This is a genomic window from Krasilnikovia sp. MM14-A1004, from assembly GCF_047159485.1.
GTDB lineage: Bacteria > Actinomycetota > Actinomycetes > Mycobacteriales > Micromonosporaceae > Actinoplanes.
The window spans coordinates 2,147,538-2,168,180 of sequence record NZ_AP038773.1 but is presented as its reverse complement, the minus strand read 5'-3'; the positions used below and the strand labels follow the sequence as shown (position 1 = coordinate 2,168,180).

Annotated in this window: 15 protein-coding genes and 1 pseudogene; 4 read left to right on the top strand and 12 right to left on the bottom strand. The window is 72.2% G+C overall.

Going from position 1 to position 20,643, the window contains the following annotated elements; translation table 11 throughout:
* Nucleotides 1-30: 30 nt before the first annotated feature.
* The 5 genes and pseudogenes from ACMCNN_RS09890 to ACMCNN_RS09870 form a co-directional block, all read right to left on the bottom strand.
* Complete coding sequence (locus ACMCNN_RS09890) at nt 31-288, bottom strand: hypothetical protein (protein ID WP_412745887.1); 258 nt, start codon at nt 286-288, stop codon at nt 31-33.
* 546 nt (nt 289-834) lie between these two features.
* Nucleotides 835-2,166, bottom strand: a complete 1,332-nt coding sequence (locus ACMCNN_RS09885; RefSeq protein ID WP_412747115.1) for a cellulose binding domain-containing protein — start codon at nt 2,164-2,166, stop codon at nt 835-837.
* A 114-nt stretch (nt 2,167-2,280) separates the two neighbouring features.
* A pseudogene (locus ACMCNN_RS09880) lies at nt 2,281-3,204 on the bottom strand (serine/threonine-protein kinase); the annotation flags it as partial.
* Nucleotides 3,205-3,820: 616 nt separating this feature from the next.
* Nucleotides 3,821-6,316, bottom strand: a complete 2,496-nt coding sequence (locus tag ACMCNN_RS09875) for a cyanophycin synthetase family protein (protein WP_412745886.1) — start codon at nt 6,314-6,316, stop codon at nt 3,821-3,823.
* A gap of 163 nt (nt 6,317-6,479) precedes the next feature.
* Nucleotides 6,480-6,965, bottom strand: coding sequence for a winged helix-turn-helix transcriptional regulator (locus ACMCNN_RS09870; RefSeq protein ID WP_412745885.1), 486 nt, complete (start codon nt 6,963-6,965; stop codon nt 6,480-6,482).
* Between the two features lie 54 nt (nt 6,966-7,019).
* Between ACMCNN_RS09870 and ACMCNN_RS09865 the strand changes: the two genes are divergently transcribed.
* Entirely contained in the window at nt 7,020-7,571 is a 552-nt protein-coding gene (locus tag ACMCNN_RS09865) for a PaaI family thioesterase (RefSeq protein WP_412745884.1), read from the top strand.
* Here ACMCNN_RS09865 and ACMCNN_RS09860 read toward each other — a convergent pair whose 3' ends face one another.
* Nucleotides 7,572-8,615 (bottom strand): Acg family FMN-binding oxidoreductase, encoded by a 1,044-nt coding sequence (locus ACMCNN_RS09860; protein WP_412745883.1) that lies wholly within the window; start codon nt 8,613-8,615, stop codon nt 7,572-7,574. It lies immediately after the preceding gene.
* A gap of 98 nt (nt 8,616-8,713) precedes the next feature.
* Between ACMCNN_RS09860 and ACMCNN_RS09855 the strand changes: the two genes are divergently transcribed.
* Complete coding sequence (locus tag ACMCNN_RS09855; protein ID WP_412745882.1) at nt 8,714-9,253, top strand: alpha/beta hydrolase; 540 nt, start codon at nt 8,714-8,716, stop codon at nt 9,251-9,253.
* Here ACMCNN_RS09855 and hisS read toward each other — a convergent pair.
* Both hisS and ACMCNN_RS09845 read right to left on the bottom strand, forming a co-directional pair.
* Nucleotides 9,250-10,572 carry a histidine--tRNA ligase gene (gene hisS / locus ACMCNN_RS09850; protein WP_412745881.1) on the bottom strand — a complete coding sequence of 441 codons (1,323 nt, stop codon included), beginning with the start codon at nt 10,570-10,572 and terminating at the stop codon, nt 9,250-9,252. The two genes, ACMCNN_RS09855 and hisS, sit on opposite strands and share 4 nt — an antisense overlap.
* Nucleotides 10,573-10,590: 18 nt before the next feature.
* Nucleotides 10,591-11,289, bottom strand: a complete 699-nt coding sequence (locus tag ACMCNN_RS09845) for an MBL fold metallo-hydrolase (protein WP_412745880.1) — start codon at nt 11,287-11,289, stop codon at nt 10,591-10,593.
* Nucleotides 11,290-11,538: 249 nt separating this feature from the next.
* Between ACMCNN_RS09845 and ACMCNN_RS09840 the strand changes: the two genes are divergently transcribed.
* Both ACMCNN_RS09840 and ACMCNN_RS09835 read left to right on the top strand, forming a co-directional pair.
* A complete protein-coding gene (locus tag ACMCNN_RS09840; protein ID WP_412745879.1) occupies nt 11,539-12,417 on the top strand; it encodes a peptidylprolyl isomerase in 879 nt (292 codons plus the stop codon).
* Nucleotides 12,418-12,511: 94 nt separating this feature from the next.
* Entirely contained in the window at nt 12,512-13,291 is a 780-nt protein-coding gene (locus tag ACMCNN_RS09835) for a peptidylprolyl isomerase (protein WP_412747114.1), read from the top strand.
* Between the two features lie 55 nt (nt 13,292-13,346).
* On the opposite strand, the gene ACMCNN_RS09830 is transcribed toward ACMCNN_RS09835, so the two are convergent.
* The 4 genes from ACMCNN_RS09830 to secD form a co-directional block, all read right to left on the bottom strand.
* Nucleotides 13,347-15,812 carry a RelA/SpoT family protein gene (locus ACMCNN_RS09830; RefSeq protein WP_412747113.1) on the bottom strand — a complete coding sequence of 822 codons (2,466 nt, stop codon included), beginning with the start codon at nt 15,810-15,812 and terminating at the stop codon, nt 13,347-13,349.
* An 887-nt stretch (nt 15,813-16,699) separates the two neighbouring features.
* Entirely contained in the window at nt 16,700-17,260 is a 561-nt protein-coding gene (locus tag ACMCNN_RS09825) for an adenine phosphoribosyltransferase (protein ID WP_412745878.1), read from the bottom strand.
* A gap of 83 nt (nt 17,261-17,343) precedes the next feature.
* Complete coding sequence (secF, locus tag ACMCNN_RS09820; protein WP_412745877.1) at nt 17,344-18,525, bottom strand: protein translocase subunit SecF; 1,182 nt, start codon at nt 18,523-18,525, stop codon at nt 17,344-17,346.
* A gap of 1 nt (nt 18,526) precedes the next feature.
* A complete protein-coding gene (gene secD, locus ACMCNN_RS09815; RefSeq protein WP_412747112.1) occupies nt 18,527-20,452 on the bottom strand; it encodes a protein translocase subunit SecD in 1,926 nt (641 codons plus the stop codon).
* Nucleotides 20,453-20,643 lie beyond the last annotated feature (191 nt).

Genomic DNA, 20,643 nt, shown 5'->3' with positions numbered 1-20,643 from the left:
TGCTTTTCTGGTGCTTTTTGCCGGAAATCCTCAGTTCGCGTAGTGGGGGTGGCGCTCCTCGACCATCAGGCGGTGGAGTTGACCGCACACCCATCCCATGCGGCGGACTGCCAGCTCGGGGTGGTCCCCGTACTCCGTGGCGACGCCGGCGGCGCAGCCATCACTGCCGTGCCGCAGGATCATGGCGGTCACGGCTTCTTCCATCGACTGTCGGCTGGGGTGCTCGGACGGCTGCAGGTTGGAAACGAACAACGCCTCGGCGGCCAGCTCCCGCATGGTGCTGATCATGTCGAACTCCCCGATGTGCGACGACGTGCGATATCCGCCCGGACACATGCGCTAGAACCGATCGACTTCATCATCCTCGCATGTGCCCTACCGCTCGGCAGGCACGCCGATGCATTCTTCCGCGAGTACGCCCGGGGTACGGGCGCGGGTCGCGCACCCGGAACCGCAGGCTTCGCCGTACCGGGCGGGTCGGTGGCTGGTGGCGCCGTAACCCGCCCACACGCGGAGCCGCATCCGCGCCTCAGTGGCACGGCTGGGCCCCACCGGCATCGGAGGGCGAGGCGGCGGTACGTCGGGTCGTCCCGATGCGACATCCGGGGTCCGCGGTGGCGTCGTCGTCACCGACCGCGCGGTCCAGCCCGGAAAGTGTCTGCTGGTGTCTCCCGCAACCGTATCGCGGCGATCGGTCCACCCGCCGCGATTTTCCGGCCGGCCCCGGCTCAGGCCGGCCCGCCAACGAGCCGGATTCACCGCGGGCCGGCCCGCATCGAGCCGGAATCGCCGCGGGCCGACCGGCGTCGGGTGACGTCGGCCGGCCGCTGCGGGTCATCCGACGTCGGCCGGGTCCTGGTCCGCCGGGTCGGGTGGCGGCAGGGACGGGCTCGGTGGCGGGTTGGTCGGCGGGGTCGTGGTCGGCGGCGTCGTGGCCGGGGTGGTCGTCGGCGGGTCGTCGTCCGGCGGCTTCGGCGGCGGCGGTGTGGTCGTCGGGCTCTCCGTGCCCGCCGGGGGCGTGGTGCTGGTGGTACCGGTCGGCGGGGTGGTGGCACCGCCGGGCGGCGGGGTGGTGGCCCCACCGGGCGTCGATGCCACCGGTACGGGCACCGCCAGCCCGTTGGGGGCGATGGAGATGCCCGGCACCGGATTGCTGGTCGTCGGCACGGGCCCGAGCCGGACGCCGCCGCCCACCAGGTGCTCGACCGGACGGGACGGCTCGCCGGGCTTGCCCGACACGAACGTCTCGCACGTCTTGCCGTCGAGCTGGAAGACCATCGGCGCGGCGTTGCTCTGCGAGTACCGGCCGGTGATCTGCATCGTGGTCGTACGCAGCGGGCTGAGCGCGTCGGCCGAGGTGACCGTGACACCGCGGTCCTGCTGGTCGAGTTTGAGCTTGCCGTTGCCGGACATGGTCTGGTCGCCGGGCATGACGAACCACAGGTTCCAGTCCGGGATCGCCACGGTGTCCCGGTTGGCGACCGTGACCGCCGCCTTGAACCGCTTCCCGTCGTCGGACCAGACCGTGTAGCTGACCACGCATTTGCCGTTGGCCGCCAGGACGGACGGCTGCGGCGCCACCTGCGCAGCGTCCTGGCGGTCGGGCCCGGTGCCCGCCACGGCCCAGGCCCCCGCGCCGAACGCGACCAGCGCCCCGGTCACGATCAGGACGCGCCGCGTCGGTACGCCGCGACCACCGCCCTGGACGTCCGCCTCCGGCAGAGCCTCACCACGGCGCTGCGGCGGCACGAGCGGGCGCTCGGCGTGGGGAGCCAGCCCGTCCCGGCTGTTGAGTCCCGTGGGCGGCCGGATGGCGGTCGGAGCGTCCGGAGGACCCACGGTGCCCGCACCCGCCCACGCCTGGTCGGCGCGGTCGGCCCAGGCGTACGCCTCGGCGTCCTGCCCGGCGGGCCGGGGGACCTCGGCGCCGGTCTCGGCGGGCAGGGACCGCGCCGCGGCGCTGAACCTGTTGTTGCGCGCCAGACCCGGCGCGGGACGCGACGGGCCGCCGTTGGCGGGCGCCGGGACGCCGGGGTCGAGCAGCGGATCGGCGAGGTTCGCCGGGGCGGGAAATCCGACACTGTCGGCGTACGGGTGCGCGTCGGGCTCCGCGTCGGATCGCCGGGCGCCGACCAGCGGGGAGCCGTGTGCGTCCACATCGGCCATCGCGGCGATCCCGGCCGCAGCCAGTCCCGGGGGAACCGCCGCGACCCCACGACCAGCCTGAGCCGGGGCGTCCGCGACCCGCGCGTGCCCCGGCCGGACGCGGCCGAGGAAGCCGTCGGTCTGCCACCGCGACGGCAGGATCGTCGTGTCCTCGCTGTTGTCGGCCCAGTCGGGAACGTAGCCGTGCGGGGCCGGGGCGCCCGCCGAGATGCCGGCCAGCACGTGCGCCAGCTCGGCGCTGGAGGGCCGGTCGTCGGGGCCCTTCTCCAGGCACCGTCCCACCAGCGCCTCGACCGCGGGCGGCAGGCCCTCGACGGGCGGCAGCGGCTCGGGCTCTGTGTACTGGTGCGCGCGCAGCAGTGCTGTGGTCGTGCCGACGTCCCAGGGCAGCTGACCGATGAGGGTGCGGTAGATCAGCAGGCCGACGGCGTACACGTCGGTGGCGGGGCTGACCTGGCCGCCCTCCAGCCGCTCCGGGGCGAGGTAGGCGGGCGTGCCCAGCAGGCTGCCGTCGGGGTCGATGTCGTTCTCGCCGATCAGGGCGGAGATGCCGAAGTCGACGACCTTGGCGCCGGTCGAGGTCAGCATGACGTTGGCCGGGGTGACGTCGCGGTGCACGATGCCGCGAGCGTGCGCGGCCGCGAGGGCCGCCGACACCTCGGCGCAGATGCGTACGGCGGCGGGCCAGGGCAGCCGCCGGACGCGGGCCAGCACGGCGGCGAGTGACTCGCCATCGACCAGCTCCATGACCACGTACGGGACGGGCTCGCCGTCGACCGTGGTGGCCTCGCCGTAGTCGTACACATTGGTGATGTGCGGATGGCTGAGCCGCGCGGCCGCCTGGGCCTCCGCCCGCAGCCGGCGCCGGAACGACGGATCGGCACTGGTCGACGGTGGCAGGACCTTCACCGCGACCTGGCGACCGAGTACTTCGTCGAACCCTCGCCACACCACTGACATCCCACCGGCGCCGAGTCGTTCGACCAGCCGGTATCGACCGGCCAGCAGACTCGAACCGGGGAGGTCCGTCGTGCTCATGTGCCCCCACATGCGCGATCGGAAGAAACGTCGAGTTCGCACCGCCATGCTGCCCGACGCCGGGGCGTGGATCGGTCCGTCGTTGGACCGAAGCATTCCCCATCGACGGCGAGGATGTTAGCCGACGATCGGCCACTATCTCGACCGATCAATGACAGTACCGGCCCACGCGCCGTCACTCTGCGTTCCGGACAAACAACACCTGAGACGCCCTCACGTTGAGGAGAGAAATCCCAGCTCAGAGGCGCTTATCCAGCTAACGCATGTCCGATCTAGACGGTATGCCGGTTTCACGTACTCTTGCGACGGTCACCCATTAGTGAGGCATCCGACCAGGCCCTCGCACTACTCGTGGCGAACACGCTACGCAGCGAATTCCTCGGCCCGATGCAAACAACGATCAGACCCGGAATCTGCGACGGAACCGGCCGACGATTACCGTGCGTTGCCATTCTTTCGATACTCATTTTCCGGCCCTATCGGTACTCGGGCCGCGAGCCTCCGGCATTGACCAGGACAACCCCGCCTGATTGGCCGATCCGGGCGAACGATCGTTCCATATTCGCCGCCGTCGACATTCGTACGGACATAGCGACCAAGTCGGTCGTGGAAGTGATCATCGGGCGGCGCTGACCAGCCCCGCCTCCGCCGGCCGCGCGCCCCGCTCGTGCAGCAGCCCCAGCGCCACCTCGGCATTGCCGGGCAGCAGCAACACCACATCGCCGGGGTCCGCCAGCCGCAGGGCATCGTCGACCGCCTCCGCACAGCCTGCGGCGCGCACCGCGGTCAACCCCGGTCGCCGTGCCCGCATCTCCCGCTCGACCAGGCCCGGCACCTCTCCCGGAGCGCGTCCGCGCAGCTCGCCGTCGAACAGCACGACCCTGGCCAGTCCGTCCGCCAACTCCCGCGCGCAGGCCGCCAGCAGGTCGTCGCGCTGATCACCGGGCAGGGTGATCGCCGCGAGGCAGCGCTCGGGACCCCACAGCCGGTGCAGGGTACGCAGCACCGCCGCCAGCGCCGCCGGGTTGCGCGCGCCGTCCACGAAGACAGACACGTCGCCGACCCGCAGCAGGGTTCCCCGGCCGGGGTGGTGCCGCGGCGGGTCGAACTCCGCCAGCCGGGCGAGCGCCGTCTGCTGGGGAGTACCCAGCGCGCGGGCCGTCGCCAGCGCGGCGAGCGCGTTGGCCACGGCGTATCCGGCCGCTCCCCCGTACGCGCCCGGCACCTCCGCCGCGCGCACCAGCGGCGTGCGCCGCGCCCCGGTGGCCTGCACCAGCCAGCCCTCCACCAGCAGGTACGCGGTGCCGCCACGGGCCAGGTGCGCGGTCACCACCGGACACCACGGGTCCAGTCCGAACCAGACCAGCCGTTTGCGGTCCGCCCGTACCCGTGGCAGCTCCACCAGGTCGCGGACGCGACCGTCGTCCGCGTTGAGCACCAGGGTCCCGCCGTCGCGGACCCGCTCGGCGATGAGCGCCTTGACTCGCACGAGGTCCTCGATCGAGTCGGCGCCGTCCCGGCCCAGGTGATCGGCGGTGATATTGGTGATCACCCCGACGTCGGTCCAGTCGAAACCGAGCCCCCCGCGCACCGTCGCGCCCCACCCGGTCTCCAGCACGGCGACCTGCACGCCGGGATCACCCAGGACCATCTGCGCTGCGTCCGGGCCGGTGGCGTCGCCGCGATGGATCGGGCGCCCGTCGACGCCGACGCCGTCGGAGGTGGTGAGCCCCACCCGCTGCCCGGTGCCCGACAGCAGGTGCGCGGCGATCCGGGCGACGCTGCTCTTGCCGTTCGTGCCGGTCACCGCGACGACGGGGATCCGCCCGTCGGAACCGCCGGGGAACATGGCCCGGACGATCGCGTCGCCGATGTCGCGGGCCCGGCCCTGCTCGGGCGCGAGGTGTCTGAGCAGCCCGGGTGCGGCGGTGACCTCCACGACCCCACCGGGCGGCTCGCCGGTGGGATCGCCCGGCGGCACCGGCGCCGAGACGTCGGCCAGCCGCAGGTCGACGCCGACGATGTCGAGCCCCACCAGCGCGGCGACGCGACGGCAGAGCCGGGCGACGTCCGGGTGCACGAGATCCGTGACGTCCCGGCTGGCCCCACCGACCGCCGACGGCACTGCGATCCGCTCCGCGGCGGTCGGTGCGGCGATCCGCTCCGCGGCGGCTACCACCTCGTCGGCGACGACCAGGACGCGGTAGTCACGGCCCGGCAGTTGGCGTTCGACCACCACGTCGCCCCCGGCGGCCGCGAACGCCCGCTCGACCTCGTCCGAGGTGCCGAGGTCGAGGACGGCCCCCTCGCCCGGCAGGCCCCGGCGCGGCTTGACCACCACCGGCGCCCCGAGCCGGTTGAACAGGCGTACCGCCTGCTCGGCGGTGTTCGCGGCGCCGCCCGGCACCACCGGAACCCCCGCCTCGGCCAGCAGCCGCCGGGTGACCTGCCGGTCGCGCGCGATGTCGACGCCCACCCCGGCGGTGCGGTCGGTCATGGCGTCCCGGGCGAGGCGGCGCCGGTTTCCCCAGCCGAGGCGGAGCAGGCCGAGATCGCCGTAGCGCTCGACCGGGATGCCGCGGCGCCGGGCGGCCGCGACCACGGACCGGGTACCGGGGCCGATGGCCTGCCGCTCGGCCAGCCCGGTCAGCTCCGCCAGGCGTGGCGCCAGGGCGAAGCCGGGCAGCGCGGCGGCCACGGAAGTCACCACCTCCACGGCGGCGTCCAGCAGTTCGGCCGGCAGGCTGGAGTCGGGCGACTCGTCCACGGGGCACTCGACGATCAGGTCGTACTGCCCCGGCTCACCGGAGGCGACCGTGGCGCCGAAGCTCACCTCGCGCCCGATCCGGCGCGACAGCTCGACGCAGACGTGCTCGGTGACGTGCCCGAGGTGGGTGCCGACCCGCATCCGGCTGACGAACCCACCGGGCACGCCCGCCGTGCAGCGGTGCTCGGCCAGGCCGGGTAGCGCCCGCAGCAGCCGCTCGGGGAAGCCGGCGAGGTCGGTGGTCTCCTGTCCGGCCAGCTCGTCCGGGCGCAGGCGAGCGACGACGACGGGCCGGGAGAGGTACACATTGGGTCCGCGCAGCGGGCGGACGCTCAGGATCTTCACCGCACGCCTCCTCAGCCGGCCGGGACCAGAGTGGAACCATCCCTGAGGTTAATCGGAACAATTCCGAAACATCCCGCTAATCTGGTCAGCCTCCCGATGATCGGGATGGCCGAGGGCGCCGAGTGACCGGCGGCCTCTCTGCAGGGCCGGACGTGCGCCCGGGTCAGCGCCGCCGGGCCCCCGGGCCGGGGCGCGGCATGATGTCGCGGTACTGGTCGACGTGGTGGCCCTCGGCGCAGCGCAACTCGCCGTGCACCGGGGCGCCGCAGCCCCGGTGCTCCATGACCAGCGGCGGTCCGTCCGGTTCGGCCAGGTACCGGTCGCCCCACTCGCGCACCGCGATCAGTACGGGGTACAGATCGAGCCCCTTCCCGGTGAGCCGGTACTCGTGACGCACCCGGGCACCCGGCTCCCGGTACGGCTCGCGGCGCAGCAGCCCGCTCGCGACCAGGGTGGCCAGCCGGTTGGTCAGGACCTGGCGCGGAATGCCGGTACGCGCGCGCATGTCGTCGAAGCGCCGGTTGCCGATGAAGACCTCACGCAGCACCACGACGGTCCATCGCTCGCCGAGGACCGCCATGGCACGGCCGATCGTGCAGACGTCGGCGCTGTAATCGAGGGCCTCGGGGTGCGCGGTGGCGGGCGTCATACCGCCAGGCTAGGTCTGTTTGACAGATGCAGCAACCGGTGCCAAGCTGCGTCCATGACGCAGACCCAGAACGCCACCGACGATCTCGGGGCCGCCACAGCAGAGGACGGCGTGCGCGCCCGCACGTTCACCTGGACCGACCCCGCCCGCCACGCCCACCTGCTGGGCCGCAGCGACGGTCTGGAACTGCTCCGGCGCATCGCCGCGGGCGAGCTGCCGCCACCCCCGGTCATGGAGCTGCTCGACATGTCCGGCATGGAGGTGGAGCAGGGCCGGGTCACCTTCTACCTGCGACCGCAGGAGTTCCACTACAACCCGCTCGGCACCGTGCACGGTGGCGTGCTGTCCACCCTGCTCGACAGCGCCGCCGCCTGCGCCGTGCACAGCACCCTGCCGTCCGGGCTCGGTTACACGACGCAGGACCTCAACGTGAAGTTCCTGCGCCCGGTCACGGTGGCCTCCGGGCGGCTACGCTGCGAGGGGACCGTGATCCAGCGCGGCCGCCGCACCGCGTACGCGCAGGCCCGGATGACCGACGCCGAGGGCCGCCTGGTCGCCCACGCCACGTCCAGCTGTCTCCTCTTCGAGGCGACCCCCGCCGCCTGATCAGGCGCCGCGCAGCACCTCGGCCAGCGGGCGCCGTGGCGTGGCCTGCGCCGCGGGCCCGTACCCGATCCTGATCACCATCTGGGCCCAGACGCCACCGGGCGTGTCCGTGAGCACCGCGCGGACCGCGGGCAGTTCCACCGGCTGGCTGATCGGCGTCGTGGCCAGGCCGTTCGCGGTGGCCACCAGCAGGACCCGCTGCAGGGCCTGGCCCGCGGCGAGCCAGTCGCGGCGGTCGTCACCCCGGGTCGCGAGCACCAGGATCATCGGGTACGGCTCGAAGCGCTCCGCGCGGCGCAGCAGCGCCGGGTGCACGAGTCCGAAGTCGCGGATCGGCATGGTCTCCAGCGCATCCCACGGGCCGATCGCCGACGGCGGTATCCCATCCGTACGCCGCAGACCCGGCCGGGTCCACCGGCCCAGCTCGGCGCGGTAGCCGTGATCGCGGCGCAGCCGCCGCTCGGCCGCCCTGGTCAGACCGAGGATCGCAGTGCGGGCCGAGGCGTTCGCAACAGTCAGCACCGCCCCCTCGAACGCCGCCGCCTGCACGAGCTGCTCGACCACATCGGACGGTACGACCGTGGCCGCGAACGGCCACCGGTTGGTGTGGCGCCGGGCAATGGCCGCGGCGAGCGCCGTGACCTGCGCACCAGCGGCGGCCGCCCGTCCGGGCTCCACGCGCGCGACCGGGCGATCGGCGGGGTCGCCGTCGGCCAGCAGCAGCCGGGTCCGGGGCACCGCCCCCTGCGCCCGCATCGCCAGGCGCAGGGTGAACACGGCCGCGCCGCAGCTGATCAGCAACTCTCGCCCCGCCGGGTCGAGAACCTCCAGCTGCCGGGTGTGGTCGGCGAAGACGTCGACCCCGCCGTCGCGTACCTCGAACCGCCACGGCTGACTGTTGTGCAGCGACGGCGCCATCGTGGCCGCCTCGACCACAGCCCTCAGCGGCCAGCCGGGGTGGCCGTCACCCGCCGAGGATTCCGCGTGGGACCGGCCGGACACCGCCGGGACACCACCGGTTGCGGGAATGCGGTGTGCCTTCACACCGTCCACGCTGCCCCGTCGACCGCAGCTGCCCCAGAGGCCACCGCCTCGCCCGGCCGGGACCTCCGACCCGGCAGAGCCGCCGGTAGGGTCGCGCCATGCTCACCGGAATCGTCGTGCCGGGCCGTGCATACACCGCACAGGCTCCGCTGCTCGACCTCGCCGACCGCGCGCTGCGGGACCGGCGGGCACACATCGAGACGATCTCCTGGACCGTCCCGTCCGGGCTGCTGGACGTCGGCCCCGAGCCGTTCGTCCGGGCGCATGTGGACGCGGCCCTGCACCGGGCCCACCGGGCCGCGCCGCACGCCCGGCCGGTGGTGATCGCCAAGTCACTGGGCTGCTGGGCAGCCGCCCTGGTGGCCGAGCGCGGGCTGCCGGCGGTGTGGCTGACCCCGGTGCTCACCGCCGACGAGGTCGTCGCCGCGATCGGCCGCAATCCCGCGCCGGCACTGCTGATCGGCGGCACCGCCGACTTCGCCTGGGTGCCCGAGGCCGCGCAGGCGACGGGCAAGACCGTGGTCACCGTCGTGGACGGCGACCACGGTCTGCGCGTACCCGGCCCGCTGCGCCGCTACACCGATGCGCTCGGCACCGTGGCCACGGCGATCGAGGAGTTCCTCGACGCGCTCGGTTAGCCCGCGCTGACCAGCGCGTGCCGGTCGGCGGCCGGTGGCTCCCACGTCGCCGCGTCCGCGTCGACCTGGGCACCGGAGCGGATGTCCTTGACCGAGTCCGCGGCTCCGTCCACACCGGGGAACCACACGTACGGCACTCCGCGGCGCTCGGCGAAGCGGATCTGCTTGCCGAACTTCGCGGCCGTCGGCGCCACCTCGGTGGCGATGCCGCGACGGCGCAACGCGGTCGCGATCCGGTCGCAGGCGGGCCGCAGCTCCTCGTTCGGCAACGCCACCACCACGCACGTGGGCACGGGCCGGGACACCGCCAGCGCGTCGCGGCCGAACAGCAGGCCGAGCATCCGGGACACGCCGATGGAGATGCCGACGCCGGGGAAGCGTTCCGTCCCGGCGGTGGCGAGGTTGTCGTAGCGGCCGCCGGAGCAGATCGAGCCGAACTGCTCGTAGCCCTGCAGCTGGGTCTCGTACACCGTGCCGGTGTAGTAGTCGAGGCCGCGGGCGATCTTCAGGTCCGCCACGACCAGGCCGGGGGCGTGCTCCGCGGCGGTCTCGACCACCCGGAGGAGTTCGGCGAGGCCCTCATCGAGCAGCGGGTCGTCGACGCCGAGGGCGCGCACCGCGTCGACGAACGAGGCGTCCGAGGCGCTGATCTCCGCCAGCTTCAGGCACGCGGCGGCCTGCGCGTCGGTCGCCCCTGCGGTCTCGACCAGCAGCGCGGCCACCTTGTCGGGGCCGATCTTGTCGAGCTTGTCGACCGTACGCAGCACCTGCTCGGTGTCGGCCAGGCCGAGGCCGCGGTAGAAGCCCTCGCACACCTTGCGGTTGTTCACCAGGATCCGGGCGGGCGGGATCGGCAGGGCGGCGAACACGTCGCCGATCACCAGCGGCATCTCCGTGTCGTAGTGGAACGGCAGCGTGTCGCGGTCCACCACGTCGATGTCGGCCTGCAGGAACTCCCGGTACCGGCCCTCCTGCGGGCGCTCGCCGCGCCACACCTTCTGGATCTGGTAGCGGCGGAACGGGAACTGCAGCTTGCCCGCGTTCTCCAGCACGAAGCGGGCGAACGGCACGGTCAGGTCGAAGTGCAGGCCGAGCGCGTCGTCGCCGCCGGGCGCGGCCGGGTCCTCCTGCAGGCGGCGCAGGACGTACACCTCCTTGGAGGTCTCGCCCTTGCGCAGCAACTGGTCCAGCGGCTCGACCGCGCGGGTCTCCAGCGGGGCGAAGCCGTACAGCTCGAAGGTGGCGCGGATCTTGTCCAGCACGTACTGCTCGATCATGCGCTGGGACGGCAGCCACTCGGGGAAGCCGGAAATGGGCACTGTCTCTCCGTAAGCGGGTCAGAGGCCGCGGCGGGGCGCGCCGGTCAGTTCCCGCAGGTACGGGTTCGAGGCGCGCTCGCGGCCGATGGTCGTTGCCGGTCCGTGGCCGGGCAGCACGACGGTGTCGTCGGCCAGTGGCAGGATCTTGTCCCGCAGGCTGGCCATCATCGTCGCCGTGTCGCCGCCCGGCAGGTCGGTGCGCCCGATGGAGCCGGCGAACAGCACGTCACCGGAGAGGCAGACCTCGTCTGCGTCCCACTCCGTGCCGGCGCCGGGCAGCCGGAACAGCACCGACCCGCCGGTATGGCCGGGCGCGTGGTCGACCGTGATCTCGATACCCGCGATGGTGAGGGTGCCGCCGTCGGTCAGCTCGGCGACGTCGTCGGGCTCGGAGTACGGCAGGCGGCCGCCGAACAGGGCGGCCAGGTCGACGCTCAGCCCCTTGGCGGGATCGGCCAGCAGCTCCCGGTCGGCCGGGTGCACGTACGCCGTGATGCCGCGGGCGCCGCACACGGGCGCCACGGAGAAGGTGTGATCCAGGTGGCCGTGGGTCAGCAGCACGGCGGCGGGGTGCAGCCGGTGCTTCGCGATCACCTCGTCGAGCCGGTCCAGCACGCCGATGCCCGGGTCGACGATCAGGCACTGCTCCCCCGGACCGGCGGCCAGCACGTAGCAGTTGGTGCCGAACGCCTCGGCCTCGAAGCCGGTGACGAACACGGGGCACCCCTCTCGCACGGTCGGTATCGCCCCGCGAGCCTACCGTGCGGCACGGGCGCCCCGGCGGTGCACCGGGCCCGCTGGGGACAGGCCGCCACACCGTACACACCGTGACGGAACCTCGCACACCACATTCTCAGGAGTTACCCGTACACTCTTGCGGGCGTGTGGCATCGCGCACTCGCCGCAACCGGCCGGGGCGCGCCGGGTGGGGCGCGCACCGCGACGGGATGAGGAAGGAAACACTCGGTGGCATCCAGCAAGGACCGGCAGCGGAAACTGGCGCGGGCCAAGCTCGACCGGCAGCAGGCGCGCCGGGCCTCGAAGCTGCAGCGCCGCCGGCGCATCCAGGCCGGCGTGGGCGCCGCCGTCGGGCTGCTGCTCATCGTCGGCGGGGTGGCCTGGCTGGGCGGCGCGTTCGACAGCGACGACGACACCGACACCCCCGACGTGGCCAGCTCCGACGTGTGCGTGTGGACCCCGCAGAGCGCGGCGAGCAACACCAGCCTCAAGGACGTCGGCATGCCGCCCACCAAGGGCATTCCGACGTCCGGCACCCAGACGATGACGATCACCACCAACCAGGGCAAGCCGATCGTCGTGTCGCTCGACGCGACCACCGCGCCGTGCAGCGCGGCCAGCTTCAGCTACCTGTCGGGCAAGAAGTTCTTCGACAACACCCAGTGCCACGAGCTCACCGCCGACGGCGCGGTGCGCTGCGGCGACCCGACCGGTACGGGTCAGGGCGGCCCGACGTACAGCTTCTACGACGAGAACCTGCCGACCGCGCCGCCCACCCCGGCGCCGAGCCCGTCGGCGAAGGTTCCGCCGAGGATCGCCCCGGTGTACCCGAAGGGCACGGTCGCCATGATCGGCAACCCGCCGGGCACCAACGGCAGCCAGTTCCTGATCTTCTTCAAGGACTTCAGCCCGAAGACCCCGCAGTACTCGATCGTCGGCCATGTCACCGACGGCATGGACACCGTGGCGGCGATCGGACGCATCCCGGTCGTGGACAATGGCTCCGGCGCCAAGGTCAAGCCGAAGGACAAGATCGTTGTGCAGAGCGTGACAGTCTCCGCCGCGACCGGCGCCACCCCGGCGCCCAGCACCAGCAGCCAGTCCTGACCACCCTCACCGCACCGAGGCATACAGGAGGAAGACCGTGTCGTCGATCAAGGACCGGCAGCGCGCGGCGGCGCGGGCCCGGCTCGAGAAGGAGATGGCCGAACGCGCGACGGCCGCCAAGAAGCGGCGCCAGCGCCAGGCCATCATCGGGTCGGCCGCCGCGGTCGTCCTCATCGCCGGTGCCGCCGTGTGGATCACCTACGCCCTGCGCGACGACGACAAGAAGTCGACGTCCTCGGCGGGCGCCCCGCCGGCGGGTACGGTCGCCTGCACGTGGACGCCGGTGCCGGCCGGTGGCGGCAAGGTCAAGGACGTCGGCACTCCCCCGCCCAACGTGCCGAACACCGGCACCAGTGTCATGACGATCGACACCAACCTGGGCAAGATGACGGCGAAGCTCGACCTGAGCAAGGTGCCGTGCACGGCGGCCAGCTTCCAGCACCTGGGCAGCAAGAACTTCTGGAACGACACCAAGTGCCACCGGGTGGTCAACGAGCAGAGCTTCCGGGTGCTGCAGTGCGGTGACCCGTTCGCGAAGGGCAAGGGGTACCGGCCGACCGACGGCACGGGCGGCCCGAGCTACACCATGGCCGAGGAGAACCTGCCCACGGGCCAGAGCAACCCGTACCCGGCGGGCTCGATCGCGATGGCCAACACCGGGCAGCCCAACAGCTCGGGCAGCCAGTTCTTCCTCACCGCGGAGGACACGAAGCTGCCGCCGAACTACACCCTGGTCGGCAAGCTCGACACCGGCCTGGACATCGTCAAGAAGGTCGTCGCGGCGGGCGACGACGGCGCGTTCAAGGCCCAGGCGGGCGGCGGGCACCCGAAGATGGAGACGATCATCAAGTCGTTGACGGTCAGCCCGAGCTGACCCGTACACGAAGAAAGGGCGCGGACCACGGTCCGCGCCCTTTCTCGTTGGTCCGTCAGGCGCCCGAGGTGACCCGGTACGCGTCGAACACACCGTCCACCTTGCGCACCGCGGCGACCAGGTGGCCCAGGTGCTTCGGGTCGGCCATCTCGAAGGTGAACCGGCTGACCGCCACCCGGTCCCGGGTGGTGGTGACCGTCGCGGACAGGATGTTCACCCGCTCCTCCGACAGCACCCGCGTCACGTCCGCCAGCAGCTTGTGCCGGTCGAGCGCCTCCACCTGGATGGCGACGAGGAACGTCGACGCGCTGGTCGGCTTCCAGCTCACCTCGACGACCCGCTCGCGCTGCATCCGCAGGTCCTCCGCGTTCGCGCAGTCCTCACGGTGCACGCTGACCCCGCCGGAACGGGTGACGAACCCGAAGACGGTGTCGCCCGGCACGGGAGTGCAGCAGCGGGCCAGCTTCACCCACACGTCGCTGACGCCCTTGACCACGACGCCGGGGTCCTGCGCGCTGCCCCGGGTACGCGGCGGGCGGGTCGCCACGGCCGTCTCGGCGATGTCCTCGACCGCGCCCTCCTCGCCGCCGAACCCGGCGACGAGCTTCTGCACCACCGACTGCGCCGACACCGTGCTCTCGCCGACCGCCGCGTACAGCGACGCCACGTCGGCCAGGTGCAGGTCGCGGGCGATGGTGGTCAGGTTCTCGCTGGTCAGCATCCGCTGCAGGGGCAGGCCCTGCTTGCGCATCGCCTTGACGATGGCTTCCTTGCCGACCTCTATCGCTTCTTCGCGGCGCTCCTTGTTGAAGTACTGCCGGATCTTCGTACGGGCGCGGGGGCTCTTGACGAAACCGAGCCAGTCCTGGGTCGGGCCGGCCGACGACGACTTCGAGGTGAAGATCTCGATGACGTCGCCGTTGGACAGAGTGGACTCCAGCGGCACCAGCTTGCCGTTGACCCGGGCGCCGATGCACTTGTGTCCGACCTCTGTGTGCACCGCGTACGCGAAGTCGACCGGGGTGGAGCCGGTGGGCAGCGGGATGACGTCGCCCTTGGGGGTGAAGACGTACACCTCCTGGCTGGACAGGTCGAAGCGCAACGCGTCGAGGAACTCGCTCGGGTCGCTGGCCTCCCGCTGCCAGTCAAGTAACTGGCGCAACCACGTCATCTCGTCGATGTGCGCGGGCGGGCCCACGATCGTGGCGCCCTTCTGCTCCTTGTACTTCCAGTGCGCGGCGATGCCGAACTCGGCGGTGCGGTGCATCGCGAACGTACGGATCTGCATCTCGACCGGCTTGCCGGTGGGACCGATGACCGTCGTGTGCAGCGACTGGTACATGTTGAACTTCGGCATCGCGATGTAGTCCTTGAACCGGCCCGGCACGGGCTGCCAGTTCGCGTGGATGACGCCGAGGGCCGCGTAGCAGTCGCGGACCGTGTCCACCAGGATGCGCACGCCGACCAGGTCGTAGATGTCGTTGAAGTCGCGGCCCCGCACGATCATCTTCTGGTAGATCGAGTACAGGTGCTTCGGGCGGCCGGTGACCTCCGCCTTGATCTTCGCGGACTTCAGGTCGAGCTGGACCCGCTGGGTGACCTGGCGCAGCAGCGCCTCGCGCTGCGGCTGGTGCTCGCCGATCAGCCGGTTGATCTCCTCGAACCGCTTCGGGAACAGCGTCCCGAACGCGAGGTCCTCCAGCTCCCACTTGATCGTGTTCATACCGAGGCGGTGGGCCAGCGGGGCGAGGATCTCCAGCGTCTCCTTTGCCTTCTGCTCCTGCTTGGCGCGGGGCAGGAAGGTCAGCGTACGCATGTTGTGCAGCCGGTCGGCCAGCTTGATGACCAGCACCCGGGGGTCCTTGGCCATGGCCACGACCATCTTGCGGATCGTCTCGGCCTTCGCCGCGTCGCCCAGCTTCACCCGGTCGAGCTTTGTCACGCCGTCGACGAGCAGCCCCACCTCGGCGCCGAAGTCGGTCTTCATCTGCTCCAGCGAGTACGCCGTGTCCTCGATCGTGTCGTGCAGCAGCGCGGCCACCAGCGTGGTGGTGTCCATGCCGAGGTTTGCCAGGATCGTCGCGACCGCCAGCGGATGCGTGATGTACGGGTCACCCGACTTGCGGTACTGCCCCGAGTGCCAGCGGGCCGCCACGTCGAACGCGCGCTGCAACGCCCGGATGTCCGCTTTCGGGTGGCTGGCGCGGTGGGTAGCGATCAGCGGTTCGAGGACCTCGCTGACCTGGGTGCTCTGCCACGGGGCGTTGAACCGGGCGAGCCGCGCCCGGACCCGGCGGCCGGTCGGGGCGCTGGCCAGGGCGCCGAGCGGGGCGGCCGGGTCGTCGGCGGCCGCCAGCGGTTGCGTCGCCTCGGGGTCGGTGCCGGCCGGGCGCGCGGCCGTGCGACCGGGCGCTCCCGGCCGCACGGTGGTGGCCGGAGCGCGGGCGGCGCGGGCGGTCGCCTCGCCACCCTTGGGCGCCTCGCCCTTCGACGCACCCCCGGGAGGCGATGCGGGCGACACGGCCTTGGCCGGCGCAGTCTTGGCCGGCGCGGTCTTGGCCGGCGCAGTCTTGGCCGGCGCGGCCTTGGCTGGCGCGGCCTTGGCCGCCTCACTCCCCGGTGCTGCGCCGCTCCCGGGCGCCGCGCCCTTGACCGCCTCCTTGGGGGCCTTGGAAGCCACATCCTTGGGCGGCGCGCCGTCGGCCGCCTCCTTGGCCGACGCGGCCTTGGCAGTCCCCTCCTTGGGCGAAGCGGCCGTGGCCGACTCATCCTTGGGCGAAGCGGCCGTGGCCGACTCATCCTTGGCCGGCGCCGCCTTGGGCCCCTCGCCCTTGAGGGACGCGGCAGGCCCCTCGCCCTTGGGCGACGCGGCGGGCCCCTCGCCCTTGGGCGACGCGGCCTTGGGAGATCCTGATTTCGGGGGCGTGGGCTTGGCGGTGGGAGCCTCGGAGGGCGTGGTAGCGGCAGCCGTGGGCGGTGCCTTGGCTGAGCGGTCAGCCGCGGGCGGCGGCGTGGGATCGGCCGGACGGCTGCCGGAGCGGGACCTGGTCGTGCGCTCCGCCGTCGGCGGGCCGCCGTTGGGCTGCGCGAGGTCGGGATTCGCCGCGTCCGCCGCTGCCGGTGTGCCGGGGCGCGCGGACTCCGCCGCGGCCGCCGATTGCGCGTCCGCGCCGGGCTGTGAGCTGTCGGTCGGCTGCACCGCGCCCTTCACCGGAGGAGCGACGTCGCTGGACACCGGCCTCCTCACACCATCGCCAGGGAACCCGCCGGCCGAAGTCGGCCAGAGGGCTCCTTCACCGCCAGGAAGACCGTTGCTCACCTGGTTGGAAACGTCATCCTACCCGGCACTTCATACCCCGTGGCCGGGCCTGAACTCCGAAAGGGGTCACCTGGCGGGGGTCAAACGGATCAAACGGTCAGGACCGCATGGACCGTACGCGGGGCCAGCCGTTGCCGGCCGTCCAGGAACCCGAGTTCGAGCAGCACGGTGAAGCCCGCGACCGTGCCGCCCGCCTGCTCCACCAGCTCCAGGGCCGCCGTGGCGGTGCCACCCGTGGCCAGTACGTCGTCGACCACGAGGACCCGCTGCCCGGCGATGAACGCGTCCTCGTGCACTTCGAGGGTGGCCTCGCCGTACTCCAGCGCGTATGTGGCGGACAGGGCGCGGCGGGGCAGCTTGCCGGCCTTGCGCACCGGCACCACGCCGGTGCCCGTCGCGTAGGCGATGGCCGCCGCCACCACGAACCCGCGCGCCTCCACGCCCGCGACCACGTCGAACGCGCTCGCGCCGTGGTGCTCGACGATCTGGTCGATGACCTGCCGGAACACCGGCCCGTCGGCGAACAGCGGCATGAGGTCCTTGAACATGATGCCGGGCTTCGGGAAGTCGGGCACGTCGAGCACCCGGCTGGCGACCAGCTCGGCGGCCAGCCGCCCGCTGTCCCCGCGTACCGCTGCGGTCTCAGTCACCCGCTCAGCCTATCGACGGCCGAACGGCCCACCACCGGTGCGGGTGGCGGGCCGTTCGGGACGTGCGGGCGGCGCTGGGTCGGTCAGCGGCGCTTGCCGCCACCGCCGGGCCGGTTGCCCGTCGCGCCGGGACGGCCGCCGCGCGAGGTGCGCTTGGCGGCCGGGCGGGCCCCCGGACGGGGCGACGAACCGGCCAGCGCCGGCGCGTTCTCGGCGGAGGTGGCCTCCGCCCGCTTGGCCGTGCCCTCCGGGCGGCCGCTGGCGCGGCGGCTCAGCACCCGGGCGGTGTGCGCCTTGATCCGCGGGTCCTGGTCCTTCAGCCAGGACAGCAGCGGCGCCGCGAACAGGATCGAGGCGGCCACGCCGATGCCCATGCCGACGAACAGCACCAGGCCGAGGTCCTTGAGGGTGCCCGCGCCCAGCAGGCCGGCGCCGATGAACAGCAGACCGCCGACCGGCAGCAGCGCCACCAGGCCGGTGTTGATCGAGCGCATCAGCGTCTGGTTGACCGCCAGGTTGGTGGCCTCGCCGTAGGTCTGCGAGCTGCCCGCCGTGATACCGCGGGTGTTCTCCTGCACCTTGTCGAACACGACGACGACGTCGTACAGGGAGAAGCCGAGGATGGTGAGGAAGCCGATCACCGTGGACGGGGTGACCTCGAAGCCGATCAGGGAGTAGACGCCCGCGGTGAGGACCAGGTCGAGCAGCAGCGACGAGACCGCGGCCACGGCCATCCGCCACTCGAAGCGGATGACGAGATAGCCCATCACCAGGACGAGGAAGACGGCCAGACCGATGAGTGCCTGCCGGGTGACCGCGCCACCCCAGGCCGCGGAGACCTGGCTGTCACTGACGTGGCTGGCGTCGACCTTGAGATCGGACACGATGGTGGCCTTGACGGCCGCCGCCTGCTGCGTGGTCATCACGGGCGCGCGGACGGTGTAGCTCTGGTCCTTGCCGCCGTTACGGCCGACCTTCTGCGCCGCGCCGGTGGTGGCTCCGGGGACGACGGACTGGACCGCCTTCGACACCGCGTCCTGGACCTCGGTCTGGGTCAGCTCGTGTCCCTGGGCGGTGGCCGGAACGTTGAACGCCGTGCCGCCCTCGAACTCGATGCCCAGCTCGAAGCCGCGGAAGATGAAGCTGCCGATCGCGACGAGCGTGAGCAGGGCCGCGGTCAGGAACCAGGTCTTACGGCGCCCGATGATGTTGAGGTTTGCCTCGCCCCGGTACAGGCGATAGGCGAAGCCGCCGGTCTTGGCCATCTCATGCCTCCTTCGCGCGCGACGTGCGGGGCGCCGACTCGTCGGACTTCGTCCGGGCCGGAAGGACCCGGCCGAGGCCGCTGACGCGAGGCGACAGGAACGCCTTGGTGTTGGCGAACATCGTCATGATCGGGTGGCGGAACAGGAACACCACCATCAGGTCGATGATCGTGGCGAGGCCGAGTGCGGCTGCGAAGCCCTTCACCGCGCCGATCGACACGACGTACAGCACCACTGCCGCCATGATCGTGATCGTGTTGGCGCTGATGATGGTACGCCGCGCACGCACCCAGGCACGCGGGACCGCGCTGCGCGGACTGCGACCCTCGTGAATCTCGTCCTTGAGGCGCTCGAAGTAGATGACGAACGAGTCCGCCGCCACACCGAGTGACACGATGAAGCCCGCGATGCCCGCGAGGGTCAGCGTGAATCCGGTCGCCCGGCCCAGGAACACCAGGGCACCGTAGGTCAGGACGCCGGAGAGGATCAGGCTCAGGAAGATCACCGTGCCGAGCAGGCGGTAGTAGAAGAACGCGTAGATCGCCACCAGTGCCATGCCGATCGCGGCGGCCAGCAGACCGGCCTTGAGCTGCGCGGTGCCCAGCGTCGGGGAGACCGTCATGGCCTCACCCGCGGTGAACGTGACAGGCAGGGCGCCGTACTGGATCTGGTCGGCCAGCTGGCGGGCCGACTTCGCGGTGAAGTCGCCGGTGATCTGGGACTGGCCGGTGAGCACGCCCTGGATCTCCGGTGCCGAGATGACGGTCTTGTCCAGCACCACCGCGACGTGGCAGTGCTGACCGTCCCCGCCGAGCCCCTGGGCCGCGGTCTCACACCCGTCGTTGGCGGTCTTGTTGAACGCCTCGCGCGTCAGGTCGGCCCACTTCTGCTGGCCCGCCGTGGTGAAGTCCAGGGAGACGACCCACTGGCCCTGCTGCTGGTCGTACTGCGGGCTGGCCGTGTCGATGTCGGTGCCGAGCACCTTGGCGACGTCCAGGAACATCTTCCGACCGTTGAGGTCGCAGGCGGTGACCTTGATCGCCGGGTCGTCGATCGCCCCGTTCGGCCGTCCCTGCAGCTGCTTGCAGCTGATCGTCGGCACGTTGTACTGCATCTCCGGGGTCAGCGCGTTGATCTCGGCGCCGTCGAGCGTCGCGAACGGGGCGAGCTGCTTCGCCAGCCGCGGGTTCGCCGACAGGTCCGGCGGTTCGGTCAGCTTGCTGGCGGCCGCCCATGCCTGGGGGCCGACCTTCTTCTCCACGTCCGCACGCGTGGGGGCCGGTGCGCCGACCGTGGCGGGCGAGGACGCCGTCGGCACCGGGGTGGCCGCGACGGTCGCGGCGGTCGCGGTCGGGGCCGGTGCGCTCGGGCTCGCGCTCGGCGCCTGCTCGCCGCCGCCCTGGCCACCGCTCGGGTTGGCGGTCGGCTGGCCGGTGCCGGTGACCTTCGGCGCCTTGGAGTTGCCCGGCGCGGACGGCTTCGCGCTGCCGCTGGGTGCGGCGCTGGGGGCGGCCGACGGCGGGTTCAACGCCGCCGCGCTCACGTCGTTCGTGGCCTTGAGGACCTTGCGGAAGCGCATCTGCGCGGCCTGGCCGATGTCCTTGAGCTGGTCGGCTTCCTTGCCCGCGACGGAGACCACGATGTTGCGGTCACCCTCGATGACGACCTCGGCCTCGGAGACGCCGAGCGCGTTGACCCGGCTCTCCATGATCTCCTTGGCCTGCTCCATGCTCTGCCGCGACGGCACCTGGCCGTTTGCCAGCAGCGAGGCCTGGTACGTCACCTGCGTACCGCCGACGAGGTCGAGGCCGAGCTTCGGCTGCAACCGGTCGTGGACGCTGCCCTTCGCACCCGCGCCGAAGAAGACGAGCAGGTACAGGACGACGAAGACCAGGCCGAGCACGGCGAGTTGCCGCCCGGGATGCATCTGTCCCTGTGGTGGTCGGGCCACGGCGTTCGGTCTCCTCGTACGGTACGGCCGCCGCAGGCTCGCGGCGACGACGGATGTGGTGCAGGGGCAGCCGCGTCAAACCGGACGATCCACCCGGCGACGATTATTCACAACGGCGGGCTGCCCGGTCTCCCCGACCCGGACATCCCGCCATCGAAGTTGAGCGA